Origin of the sequence: Enterobacter sp. SES19 (assembly GCF_011765665.1) — a bacterium.
Classification (GTDB): domain Bacteria; phylum Pseudomonadota; class Gammaproteobacteria; order Enterobacterales; family Enterobacteriaceae; genus Enterobacter; species Enterobacter pseudoroggenkampii.
In genome coordinates this window covers 1925323-1937584 of the sequence record NZ_CP050320.1, presented here as the reverse complement: position 1 = coordinate 1937584, position 12262 = coordinate 1925323, and the positions used below count along the sequence as shown (strand labels likewise).

At 59.9% G+C, this 12262-nt stretch carries 11 protein-coding genes; 5 read left to right on the top strand and 6 right to left on the bottom strand.

Features of this window, described 5'->3' with window-relative positions:
• Positions 1 to 139: 139 nt before the first annotated feature.
• The 6 genes from spy to GXP72_RS09175 all read right to left on the bottom strand — a co-directional run bounded on the left by spy (position 140) and on the right by GXP72_RS09175 (position 6996).
• On the bottom strand, positions 140 to 634 hold the full coding sequence (gene spy / locus GXP72_RS09200) for an ATP-independent periplasmic protein-refolding chaperone Spy (protein WP_024908549.1): 495 nt from the start codon (positions 632 to 634) through the stop codon (positions 140 to 142).
• Positions 635 to 972: 338 nt separating this feature from the next.
• Positions 973 to 1938, bottom strand: coding sequence for a succinylglutamate desuccinylase (astE, locus tag GXP72_RS09195; RefSeq protein WP_048991589.1), 966 nt, complete (start codon positions 1936 to 1938; stop codon positions 973 to 975).
• Positions 1939 to 1948: 10 nt separating this feature from the next.
• The gene (gene astB / locus GXP72_RS09190) at positions 1949 to 3274 is read right to left on the bottom strand and encodes an N-succinylarginine dihydrolase (protein ID WP_208763787.1); all 1326 of its coding nucleotides are present in this window, start codon (positions 3272 to 3274) and stop codon (positions 1949 to 1951) included.
• Positions 3261 to 4748: a succinylglutamate-semialdehyde dehydrogenase gene (gene astD, locus GXP72_RS09185; protein WP_208763786.1), complete on the bottom strand. Its 1488-nt coding sequence runs from the start codon at positions 4746 to 4748 to the stop codon at positions 3261 to 3263. The genes astB and astD overlap by 14 nt, the downstream gene beginning before the upstream one ends.
• Positions 4745 to 5779 carry an arginine N-succinyltransferase gene (astA, locus tag GXP72_RS09180; RefSeq protein ID WP_090417314.1) on the bottom strand — a complete coding sequence of 345 codons (1035 nt, stop codon included), beginning with the start codon at positions 5777 to 5779 and terminating at the stop codon, positions 4745 to 4747. The genes astD and astA overlap by 4 nt, the downstream gene beginning before the upstream one ends.
• Complete coding sequence (locus GXP72_RS09175; protein ID WP_048991592.1) at positions 5776 to 6996, bottom strand: aspartate aminotransferase family protein; 1221 nt, start codon at positions 6994 to 6996, stop codon at positions 5776 to 5778. The genes astA and GXP72_RS09175 overlap by 4 nt, the downstream gene beginning before the upstream one ends.
• Before the next feature lie 433 nt (positions 6997 to 7429).
• Between GXP72_RS09175 and xthA the strand changes: the two genes are divergently transcribed.
• From xthA to GXP72_RS09150, 5 genes are read left to right on the top strand one after another with little or no spacing between them, the layout of a single operon-like run.
• On the top strand, positions 7430 to 8236 hold the full coding sequence (xthA, locus tag GXP72_RS09170; protein WP_032645347.1) for an exodeoxyribonuclease III: 807 nt from the start codon (positions 7430 to 7432) through the stop codon (positions 8234 to 8236).
• 6 nt (positions 8237 to 8242) lie between these two features.
• Positions 8243 to 8926 carry a TVP38/TMEM64 family protein gene (locus GXP72_RS09165; RefSeq protein WP_208763785.1) on the top strand — a complete coding sequence of 228 codons (684 nt, stop codon included), beginning with the start codon at positions 8243 to 8245 and terminating at the stop codon, positions 8924 to 8926.
• A 6-nt stretch (positions 8927 to 8932) separates the two neighbouring features.
• A complete protein-coding gene (locus GXP72_RS09160) occupies positions 8933 to 10102 on the top strand; it encodes an ABC transporter substrate-binding protein (RefSeq protein WP_208763784.1) in 1170 nt (389 codons plus the stop codon).
• Entirely contained in the window at positions 10075 to 11604 is a 1530-nt protein-coding gene (locus tag GXP72_RS09155) for a thiamine ABC transporter permease (RefSeq protein WP_208763783.1), read from the top strand. The genes GXP72_RS09160 and GXP72_RS09155 overlap by 28 nt, the downstream gene beginning before the upstream one ends.
• Positions 11604 to 12224, top strand: coding sequence for an ATP-binding cassette domain-containing protein (locus tag GXP72_RS09150; RefSeq protein ID WP_208763782.1), 621 nt, complete (start codon positions 11604 to 11606; stop codon positions 12222 to 12224). Before GXP72_RS09155 ends, GXP72_RS09150 begins: the two co-directional genes overlap by 1 nt.
• The last annotated feature ends 38 nt before the right edge of the window (positions 12225 to 12262 follow it).

The window sequence follows — 12262 nt, the reverse complement described above, 5'->3', positions numbered from 1 at the left end:
ACATTCTCTGAAGCGACTACAGGAGGATACCGCGCTGGCGGCGGCAGGCAAGAGGGCAGGAAAGAAAAACCGCCGGTCCTGTCCACAGCGATTGCGCTTTTGTGGACAGGATCCCGGCGGTCTTAAGAGTGTGAACCGATTATTCGGTTGGTGCTGGCATTTTACCTTCCATCGCCGGACGTTCTGTCAGACGCTTCTCAAAATTCGCATTAAATTGTTTTTTCTGTTCCGGGGTCAGAATGTTGTAGATCTTGTTCTGAGTTTCCATGTGAGCCAGCATGCGGGCTTTGTGCTGCGCGGCCATTTTGTCAATCTGCGCTTCGGCTTTCGCCTTGTCGAAGCTGTCGCTGGCGATGATGTCATGCATCGCACGACGCTCTTCAAGCGGAGGACGTTTCATCTGGTCGCGTTCACCTTTTCTGATGTCGCGGATCTGCTGCTTCTGCGCATCCGTCAGGTTGAGATCCTTAAACATCATCATCTCGTTGTGCATACCCGGACCTTTATGATGCATCATCATTTTGCCTTCAGCAGGCGCGGCAGTGGTGGTGGTCGCAGTATCTGCGGCGAACGCCATGCTGGTAGCGCCCAGAGCCAGGGTAGAAGCAACAAACAGTGCAGTAAACTTACGCATAATTTATTTCCTTTCTTTCAGTTATTCTTCGGCGCTATGCCGTGTTGACGAGATTAACTTTACGGGGTTTATCGTCAATTAGTCAGAGCAACGGTAAAACAATGAAAGTGTAAAAAACAAATTTTCGCCAAATGTGGAGGAAATAAGGATAAAGCGTGGAGAGTTGCAACAAAAAATATTCAATGCGATGATTTTAAAGCGATTTAGCAGAATTATAACGGAGTGAAGGTGAATAATAAAGCAATTCACCAGGAATATTCTGCAAAACAAGCGCAAGCGCTTTAATCGTTAAGAAAAGTTTTTTACTTCCCCCTCCCGAATGATGAGAGGGGAAAGGTTCAGGATATTTTTTCCAGCATCAGCCCGGCCCGCAGGCCAAACGCGACGGTGGGGTTAGGGAATAAAACATACTCGGTGGTTTTCTGCACCTCGTAACGCTCCTCGCCATCCTCGGCCAGCAGCGCCCCTTTGCGGAACGGCGTGAAGTTGAGGGTATGTGCGGCCATGTGGAGCAGGAAGGCATCGCTGCGGCGCGTGATCTGCTGTACGACCCGGTACCGCTCAACGGGTTGATGCGCGTGCTCGGGAGCCTTTCCTCCCAGCAGCGCCCGAAGGGCGAGATGCGTAGGCGCAAAGCGGGTGAGATCGTTCTGGCCAAACGGCAGCGCTTTCCCCAGTTCCAGCGTACAGGACAACGCACCAAAGTTCTCACAGGTGAAGTGCGTAAAGGTTCCGCCCGGCGACTGGTGAAAGACCAGCGCCTCCAGCCCGGCGTCTCCCAGCCAGCTCAGGAAATCTTCCTCCCACGGCTGATTGCGCTGCGGCAGAACGCCAAAGCGAACATGGTAAGACGCGCGGATGGCCGTATGCAGATCCAGATGCCAGCGCACGGGCCCCGCAGCGGCAAAAAACGTGGTCACCACGTTCTCCAGCCACGCTGCCCGCGCCGTTTCATCGCTCTGCGGAAACTGCGCCCAGCGCCCGCCGAACATGCGGTTAATGTCGCTGACCAGATACCGTTTGTTTTGGGCCAGCGCAGGGGGATTGCCCAGCACCACCAGCACGCGGCACGTCAGGGCAATTTCATTGCGATACAGCGCGCGCAGCAGCAGATCGACAATCTCAACGGGTGCCGTTTCATTCCCGTGAATGCCCGTTGAAAGCAGCAGCGAGAGATCGCTTTTTGCGGTCGGCGTCAGCTCAAGCACCCCGCGCCCCAGCCACCGCCAGCGAAATGAGGGGCCGTCCCCCTCTTTCTGTTCCGGCGTCTCATCGGCCAGGGTCAGCGCCAGTAAATTTTCCATATCCACTCCTTTAGCGCTGGAACGGGTAAACCGATCCCAGCTGCAGGATTGTCGATAACGCGTCCAGCGCCTCGCGTCCTTCACGCAGAAGCTGCGGGTCAACCAGATCCGCCTGCGTTAGCCGATCGCGATAGTAGCGATCGACCCAGTCATTCAGACGGGTAAAGAGCGTATCGTTCATCATGACCGCCGGGTTAACCGCCTGCATTTCGTCCTGGGTCAAGACCACGCGCAGACGTAAACAGGCTGGGCCACCGCCGTTAGCCATGCTTTCGCGCAGATCAAACACGCGCAGTTCGTCAATCGGGTTATCGGCCTTCACCAGCTCGGTCAGGTAGCGCCACACGCCCTGATGATCCCGGGACTCCTGCGGCAGGACCAACATCATGCTGCCGTCATCGCGGCTCAGCAGCTGGCTATTGAACAGATACGTTTCGACCGCGTCCTGCACGCTTACCGCCGCCGTTGGCACCTGAATTGGCGTGAAGCCGCGCACGCGCTCATGCAGCGTGGCGAGCAGCTTCTCCTGATGGGCAAACGCCTGCTCGTGGCAGAACAGCACCTGGCGGTTGGAAACGGCAATCACGTCGTTGTGGAACACGCCCTGGTCGATCACATGCGGGTTTTGCTGGGCAAAAATCACCTGGGAAGGATTAACCTTGTTCAGGCGGGCAACCGCCTGGCTGGCCGCCAGCGTCTGACGCGCAGGATAACGGGTTGGCGCAGCGTGCCCCCCCTCTTCTCGTCCGTAGATAAACAGCTGCAGGCCCGGGTCGCCATAATCGCCCCCCAGGCGGTTATGGTTGGCCGCGCCTTCGTCGCCGAACATCGCCACCTGCGGCAGAGCCTGATGCACCTCAAAATGGGCGTCCTGGCTGAAAATGGCGCGCAGCACGCGCTCGGTGGTTTCCGCTTCGGTGGCGCGGTGGAATTTATTGTTCAGGTTCGCCACCGTCAGATGAACTTTGCCATCCAGCGTATCGGATGACGGCGCGACGGTCGCGGCGTTGGCCACCCACATCGAGGAGGCCGAACTTGCCGCCGAGAGCAGGTGCGGCGTCTGCGTACCCGCTTTTTCAACCACCTGCTCATCGGTGCCGCTAAAGCCGAGCTGACGCAGCACCGCCACGTTCGGACGCTCCTGCGGCGGGATCACCGCCTGCGGGAAACCGGTATCCGCCAGCGCCTTCATTTTTAGCAGCCCCTGCTTCGCCGCCAGCTTCGGGTTCGAGACCTGAAAGCGATGCTTCGTCGAGGCTTCATTACCAAAAGAGAGACCGGCATAGTGGTGCGTCAGCCCCACCAGCCCGTCAAAGTTAACTTCACGCGCTTTCATGACGATCCCCTCCGGTAAAGTCCAGCCCCGGATTCAGCGTGTCCGGCAGCGTCAGCGCCGGGGTTTCCAGGCTCGCCATCGGCCACGCACAGTAATCAGCGGCATACCACGCGCTGGCGCGATGGTTGCCCGACGCGCCCACGCCGCCGAACGGCGCGGTGCTCGCGGCCCCGGTCAGCGGTTTATTCCAGTTCACAATACCGGCGCGTGCTTCCAGCAGCAGTTGTTCAAACTTCTCGCGATGCGGCGAAATCAGCCCGCTCGACAGGCCGTAGCGGGTGTTATTGGCCATCGCAATGGCCGCATCAAAATCGTCGTAGCGCCAGACGCACAGCAGCGGGCCAAAGACCTCTTCATCCGGCACGTTGCTCGCGCCGCTCATCTCAACGATGCCCGGCGTCAGCAGCGAGGTGCCCGGCTGAACCTGCTTTGGCTCGAGCAGGGTTTTCGCGCCGCGCGCGACGTGGTCCTGCCAGGCCTTCAGTACGTTCAGCGCGGCCTGTTCAGAAATCAGCCCGCCGATAAACGGCTGCGGGTCGGCATCCCACGCGGCAGGCACCAGACGCGCGCTCACCTCTACCAGACGTTTGAGGAAGGCATCGCCCTGCGCGCCGCGCTTGACCAGCAGGCGGCGGGCGCAGGTGCAGCGCTGTCCGGCGGTAATAAAGGCGGACTGAATCGTCAGGTGCACCGCGGCGTCGATATCATCAGGATCTTCCACAATCAGCGGGTTGTTGCCGCCCATCTCCAGCGCCAGAATTTTCTCCGGCTGCCCCGCCAGCTGGCGGTGCAGCTGATAGCCCGTCCCGGCGCTGCCGGTAAACAGCAGGCCGTCGATATCGCTCAGCGCGCTCAGCGCCTGGCCGGTTTCACGTCCGCCCTGCACCAGGTTCAGCACGCCCGGCGGCAGGCCGGCCTGTTCCCACAGCTTAACCACCGCCTCGCCGGTTAATGGCGTGAGCTCGCTCGGTTTGAAAATGACGGTATTGCCCGCCAGCAGCGCGGGCACAATGTGGCCATTCGGCAGATGCCCCGGGAAGTTGTACGGACCAAACACCGCCAGCACGCCGTGCGGACGGTGGCGCAGCGTGGCCGCGCCGTCCGGCATGTCGGTATGCTGTTCGCCGGTACGGGTATGGTACGCCTTGACCGAAATGGCGATTTTATTGATCATCGCCGTCACTTCGGTTGTCGCTTCCCAGCGCGGTTTACTGGTTTCAGACGCGATGATGCGCGTCAGTTCAGCCTTGTTTGCCTCCAGCAGCCCGGCGAACTTTTCAACAATTGCCTGGCGCACGGCGAAAGGCTGTTTTGCCCACGCCGGAAACGCGCGGCGAGCGGCATGGCAGGCCTGATCTACCTGCGCGGCGCTGGCGTCATGCCCCTTCCAGAGCACCTCTTTTCCAACCGGATTGGTCTTTACGCGCTGTTCGCCTTCACCCGTGACCCAGTCACCGTTAATCCATAATGTCATGCTGTTTTCTCCTCAGGGCAGAGACGCACCAGGCGAACCGTATCGCCGGCGTTACATTTCAGGGCATCGAGCTCAGCAGCCGTCAGCACCAGACGTTCACATTTCGGGTTGGTTCGCACCAGCATGGCGCGGAAGTTGGCGTAATTTTCGTTTGCCACCAGGCATGCGGGCCAGTCGCCCGGCGCGGGCTGGCCTTCAGAGACCTCAACCAGCCGGCTTTTACGGATCGCGCGCACGCGGTCGATATCGCACTCAAGCGTAGGCCCGCCGTCAAAGATGTCGACATAGTTGCGGTAGCGGAAGCCTTCTTTCTCCAGCACCGCGCGGGCGGGGGCGGTTTGCGGATGCACTTCGCCGATCACCGCCTGCGCTTCCGGGCTGAGGAAATGGGTATAGATAGGATGCTTCGGCATCAGCTCGGCAATAAAAGCTTTCTGGCCGGTACCGCACAGGTAGTCCGCCCGGCTGAACTCCATCGAGAAGAAGCGCTCGCCCAGGCTCTCCCAGAACGGCGAGTAGCCGGTGTCGTCGATCACGCCGCGCATCTCTGCGACCACTTTTTCGTTAAAGCGATCGCGGAAGGCGGCCATAAACATAAAGCGCGATTTGGAGAGCAGATAGCCGTTACCCTCTTTGCGCCACGCCGGATCGAGGAACAGCGTGCACAGCTCGCTGGCCCCCGTGTGGTCATTGCAGAGAAACAGCGTGGGCAGCGCGTTATAAACGTTCAGCTCTTTCGAGGCGTGAACCATGGTGCCGACGCGGTAGTTGTACCACGGGTCGTTAAGCCCGACGGCCACTTCAATGGCGCAGATCCCGGCCACGGTTCCCGTGTCGGTGTCTTCCAGCACGAACACATACCCCTGCTCGCTTTTTGGCAACGTCCCCTGCCAGGTTTGCAGGGCGCGCTCGATGCGCGCCGACAGCGTTTTTTCATCGGCAGGAAGCGAGGTCAGCCCGCCTCCCGTCTTACCGGCAAGCTGCATGAGCCCGGCGAGATCGCCGAGCTCAACGGGACGGATGACCATCATGATGACACCCCGGATTTCACTTTTTCACACGCCAGCGCAAAACGGTCCAGACCGGTTTGCACTTCTTCTTCGCTGACGATCAGCGCAGGCGCAAAACGCACCACGTTGGCACCGGCAATCAGCACCATCACGCCCACTTTTGCCGCTTCCTGTGAAATAAGTTTAGCTTTCCCGGCAAACTCAGCGGTGAGCTCGCAGCCGATTAACAGCCCCAGACCGCGAATTTCTTTAAACAGCCCCGTTTTGCTGTTGATGGCATTCAGACGCTCGACAAACCAGTCGTGACGCTGCTTAACGCCTTTCAGCACCTCAGGGGTGTTAATGATATCGAGAACCTGTCCGGCAACGGCGGTAGCCAGCGGGTTGCCGCCGTAGGTGGTGCCGTGGGTGCCCACGGTCATTACGCTGGCGAATTTATCGGTGGTCAGCATCGCCCCAATCGGGAAGCCGCCGCCCAGCGCTTTGGCGGTCGAAAGCACGTCCGGCGTCACGCCGTAGTGCATATAGGCATACAGCTCGCCGGTGCGGCCCACGCCGGTCTGCACTTCGTCGAAAATCAGGACCGCATCGTGACGATCGCACAGCTCGCGCAGCCCCTGCAGGAAGGCTTTTTGCGCCGGAAGCACGCCGCCTTCGCCCTGCATCGGCTCGACGATCACCGCGCAGGTGGTGTCGTTAATCAGCTCGCTGGCGGACTGCAGATCGTTATAAATACCGTGACGAATATCCGGCGGCAGCGGCGCGAAATCCTGCGAATAGGAAGGCTGACCGCCCGCGCTGACGGTAAAGAGCGTGCGTCCGTGGAAGGCATTTTTAAACGCCACGATGCCGCTCTTGTGGGTTCCAAATTTATCGTGCGCATATTTGCGCGCCAGCTTCAGCGCCGCCTCGTTGGCTTCCGCCCCCGAGTTACAGAAAAAGACCTTCTCCGCAAACGTCGCGTCGATCAGTTTTTTGGCCAGGCGCAGCGCGGGCTCGTTGGTAAAGCCGTTGCCGGTATGCCAGAACTTCGCCGCCTGGTCGTTCAGCGCCTGACGCAGCGCCGGGTGCGCATGACCCAGCGCGTTGACCGCAATCCCACCTGCAAAGTCGATGTACTCTTTACCCTGCTGATCCCACAGGCGCGAGCCTTCCCCACGAACCGGAATAAAAGCCGCCGGAGCGTAAACCGGCATCATCCATTCATCGAAATTTTCACGCGTAATTGACAGAGACATAGCGACCTCATCCGGTAAATAAAAGGTTATTTGAATGTTAAATAATTGAGTGTTTGCACTGTGAATGTAGATTGCAGCCTTCGTGCCAGCCAGCGATAAAAATGCATAAACGGGTTGAGGTAACAGAATATCAACAAGTTACGACATGGAGTTATTCACTGTTAGTGCATAAAAAGTGAATATTTTTACGACAAGCGGCGCTTTGCCGCATGAAAATCAGAAAGAGTATGCACAGGCCAAATATAATTCTGGAATTGTGATCGCTCGCGAAATTTATCGGTCATTTACGCCCTGTTTGGGGGCGAGACGCGTCAGAATGGTGCAAATATTGCACCACCGGCATTATCTGTCGCAGTTATTGGTCGAACCCGGTAACAGTTGACGCAAATTCTGCTACCATCCATGCACTATTCACCTTGCACTGGCAGCGACTATGAAATTTGTCTCTTTTAATATCAACGGCCTGCGTGCCCGTCCTCATCAGCTTGAAGCTATCGTTGAGCAACATCAGCCAGATGTGATCGGCCTGCAGGAGACAAAGGTTCACGACGACATGTTCCCCCTCGAAGAGGTGGCGAAACTCGGCTACAACGTCTTCTATCACGGTCAGAAAGGACACTATGGGGTCGCGCTGCTCACCAAAGCGCCGCCGGTTTCCGTGCGTCGCGGCTTCCCTGGCGACGGTGAAGAAGCGCAGCGTCGCATCATCATGGCGGAAGTGCCTTCTGCGCTCGGGAATATCACGGTCATTAACGGGTATTTCCCGCAGGGTGAAAGCCGTGACCATGAAACCAAATTCCCGGCCAAAGCGAAGTTTTATCAGGATCTGCAGGACTTCCTGACAACCGAACTCAAAAAAGAGAATCCGGTGCTGATCATGGGCGACATGAACATTAGCCCGACGGATCTCGATATCGGTATTGGCGAAGAGAACCGCAAACGCTGGCTGCGTACCGGCAAATGCTCCTTCCTGCCGGAAGAGCGTGAGTGGATGGAGCGCCTGCTGGGCTGGGGCCTGGTGGATACCTTCCGCAATGCCAACCCGGAAACGCAGGATCGCTTCTCCTGGTTTGACTACCGCTCAAAAGGCTTTGACGACAACCGTGGCCTGCGTATAGACCTGCTGCTGGCCAGTTCGCCGCTGGCCGAGCGCTGCATCGAAACCGGGATCGACTACGATATCCGCAGCATGGAAAAACCGTCCGACCACGCGCCGGTGTGGGCTAAATTCAAACTGTAATGACGCGTGAACATTCGAAAAATCGCTTTCCTGTGCGCCCTTCTGGGCGCATTTATTCTGACGTTTGTCATGCTTCCCCCGGGAACCCTCTCCCTGGAAGGGATTAAAACTCACCAGCAGGCGTTACTTTCCCATGTCGACCACGCGCCGCTGCGCAGCGCGCTGATCTTTTTTGCGCTCTATGTCGCGGTCTCCGCCCTGTCGATACCCGGCGCGGCGGTCCTAACCCTGCTGGGCGGGGCATTGTTTAGCCTGTGGGAAGGCACCGTGCTGGTCTCCTTTGCCTCCACGCTCGGGGCCACGCTGGCGATGCTCGCCAGCCGCTATTTTTTGCGCGACTGGGTGCAACGGCGGTTTGCCCGGCAGATGAGTACGGTGAATACCGGCATGGCACGCGACGGCGCGAACTTTCTTTTTGCCCTGCGCCTGATGCCGCTGTTCCCGTTTTTTCTGGTGAATTTGCTGATGGGGCTGACCCGGATTGGGGTATTTCGCTACTGGTGGGTCAGCCAGGTCGCCATGCTGCCCGCCACGATTATCTTTCTGAACGCCGGGCGCGAGCTGGGAAAAGTGACCTCGCTGCGCGATATTTTGTCGCCGGGCATGGTATTCGCCTTTACACTACTGGGGTTATTACCGCTGGTCACCCGCCGGCTGTTTTCCCGTTTTCTCCCGTCTGCTAAAAAGTGAGGCATTATGCGCCGTGTGCGTTTTTGCACGTTCCTGACCGGTCTGCTGCTGGCAGCCCCCCTATTTGCCGCCGACGGCTGGCAGGTCATTCAGCAACAGGCTAAAGGCCAGACCGTCTGGTTTAACGCCTGGGGCGGCGATCCGGCGGTCAACCGCTATCTGGAGTGGATCAGCGGTGAGATGCAAACGCACTATGCCATTACCCTTAAAATTGTCCCGCTGGCGGATGCCGCCGACGCGGTAAAACGTATTCAGACCGAAGCCGCCGCGGGGCGTAAGACCAACGGCTCCGTCGACCTGCTGTGGGTTAACGGCGAGAACTTCCGCACGCTGAAAGAGGCAAACCTGCTTCAGACCGGATGGACGCAGACGTTGCCCAACTGGCGCTATGTTGATACCCGCAAGCCCGTCACGGAGGATTTTGCTATCCCCACAGACGGCGCGGAATCGCCATGGGGCGGCGCGCAGCTGACCTTTATCGCCCGCAAGGCCAGCATGCCGACGCCGCCTGTGGATCCTCAGGCGCTGCTGGCTTACGCGCAGCAGCACCCCGGCAAGATCAGCTATCCTCGCCCGCCCGATTTTACCGGCACGGCATTTCTTGAGCAGCTGCTGCTGACGCTAACCGCTCACCCGGAGGCACTGCAAAAGGCCCCCGATAGCACCTTTGCCGAGGTCACGGCCCCACTCTGGGATTATCTGGACAAACTCCACCCGCTGCTGTGGCGCGAAGGGAAAGATTTTCCCCCTTCTCCTGCACGGATGGATGCCCTGCTTGCCAGCGGCAGCCTGAACCTGTCCCTGACCTTTAACCCCGCACATGCGCAGCAAAAAGTGGCGAGCGGCGAACTTCCCGCCGACAGCTACAGCTTTGGTTTCCACGGTGGAACGATTGGCAACGTCCATTTTGTGGCGATTCCGGCCAATGCCAGCGCCAGCGCAGGGGCGAAAGTGGTCGCCAATTTTCTGCTTTCACCGCAGGCGCAGATCCGCAAAGCTGACCCGGCCATCTGGGGCGATCCGAGCGTGCTGGATGCCAAAACGCTGCCTGAAGGTGAAGCCAGACAGCTGCTGGCCCACACGCCGCAGGGGCTGCCGAAGGTGCTTGCAGAGCCCCAGTCCGCCTGGGTGAATGCGCTGGAGCAGGAATGGCTGCGTCGTTACGGCACCCGCTGAGCAGGCTTGTCTGGCTGGCGATGGCGGTAATTTATCTGCCGCTCCTGCCCGCCAGCGCCATGCTGTTTGCCCCGGCGTTTTCGGTGACAAACTGGCAGCGGCTGCTGAACGATCCGCAGCTACCTCAGGCGACCGTCGCCACGCTGGTCTCAACGCTCATCGCCACGCTGGGGGCGTTGCTGATTGCCCTTCTCCTCGTCAGCCTTGTCTGGCCCGGGAAACGCTGGCGACGTCTCACAACCCGCCTGCCGTGGCTGCTGGCGATCCCCCATGTGGCGTTCGCCACCGGCGCGCTACTGCTGTTTGCCGAGGGCGGTCTGTTTTATCAGGTCTGCACCGTCTGTTCCCCACCGTTTGACCGCTACGGTGCCGGGCTGGGCCTGACGCTCGCCGTCAAAGAGAGCGCCTTTGTCCTGTGGGCGATTTACGCCGTGCTGCCGGAAAAACGGCTCGCGCAGCAGAAAATCGTCCTGCAGACATTCGGCTATGGCCGTTTTCAGACGCTCAGCTGGCTCATCCTGCCGGCTATCGCGCCCGTTCTCGGCGCGGTGATGCTGGCGGTGCTGGCGTGGTCGCTGTCGGTCGTCGATGTGGCGATCGTTCTCGGGCCGGGCAACCCGCCTACCCTGGCCGTGCTGGCCTGGCAGTGGTTAAGCCAGGGCGACGCGCAGCAGCAGGCAAAAGGGACGCTGCTGTGCCTGCTTCTCCTTCTGCTGCTGGCCGCGCTTGCCGCCCTGGGATACGGCCTCTGGAAGGCATGGGTTCGCACGTTTGCGGATTTCTCCGGAACGCGTCCCCGGTCTCAGCTCGCCCTGCCTGAGCGGGCACTGAGCGGGTTCCTGCCCGCGTGCGGCGTGCTGTGCGCCGCGGTGCTGCTGATGCTGGCGCAACGGGAAGACGTTGGCCCGGTGGGGACCAGCCTGTCATTCGGTCTGCTTTCAGCCCTGATTGCCCTGGTCGTCGGCTTACTCTGGCTGGAATGGGGTCCGCAGCGCCGCGCGCTGTGGGTATGGTTACCGCTCGCCCTTCCGGCCCTCCCGCTCGTCACCGGCCAGTATGCGATTGCGTTGCATCTGGGACTCGACGGGCGCTACGCCGCCGTACTCTGGAGCCACCTCCTGTGGGTATTACCGTGGACGCTGCTGGTGCTGCAACCCGCCTGGCGGCGGATCGATCCCCGACTTGTTCTTACCGCCAGAACGCTCGGCTGGCGACGGGAAAAAATATTCTTGCTGCTGAAATGCCCCCTGCTGGTGCGCCCTGCGCTGCTGGCCTTTGCCACCGGCTTTTCCGTCAGCATGGCACAATACATGCCGACGCTGTGGCTGGGCGCGGGGCGTTTCGCCACGCTGACCACCGAAACCGTCGCGCTCAGCAGCGGAGGCAGCATCCCGATTCTCGCTAACCGGGCGCTGGGATTACTGCTGGTCACGGGCACGGTGTTTGGTCTTGCCGCCCTGTTATCCCGGCTCGCGGGCCGCTACCGTCAAGGATTACGATAATGCTGAAGGTAAAAGATCTCACCATCGAACCGCTTTTCCGCGAGGTCAGTTTTTGCGTGCCCCGCGGGGAGATCGTCACCCTGATGGGGCCGTCCGGCAGCGGAAAATCGACCCTATTTGCGTGGATGGTCGGCGCGCTGTCAGACGATTTCCAGGCACGGGGCGAACTGTGGCTCGACGCGCGTCGCTGCGACGGACTTCCCGTGGAGTCCCGCGGGCTGGGTATTCTCTTTCAGGACGCGCTGCTGTTCGACCCGTTCAGCGTCGGGCAAAATTTGCTGCTGGCGCTGCCTGAACGGATCGCCGGGCGCGCGCGTCGGGAAGCGGTCGAGCAGGCGCTGGATTCCGCCGGGCTGAGCGGTTATTACGCCAGCGATCCGGCCACCCTTTCCGGCGGGGAGCGCGCACGGGTCAGCCTGCTGCGGGCCCTGCTCGCGGAGCCGCAGGCGCTGCTGCTGGATGAACCGTTCAGCCGCCTCGATAAAGCGTTGCGGGCTTCATTTCGGGCATGGGTGTTTGACGCCGTCCGCGCGCGCAATATTCCGGTGGTGCTGGTCACGCACGATGAGGACGATATTCCACCCGGCGGCGAGCTGATTGAGATTTCTCGCTGGCAATAATGTGCTAACGCAATGTTTTCCGATTCGGGAGAGACGAC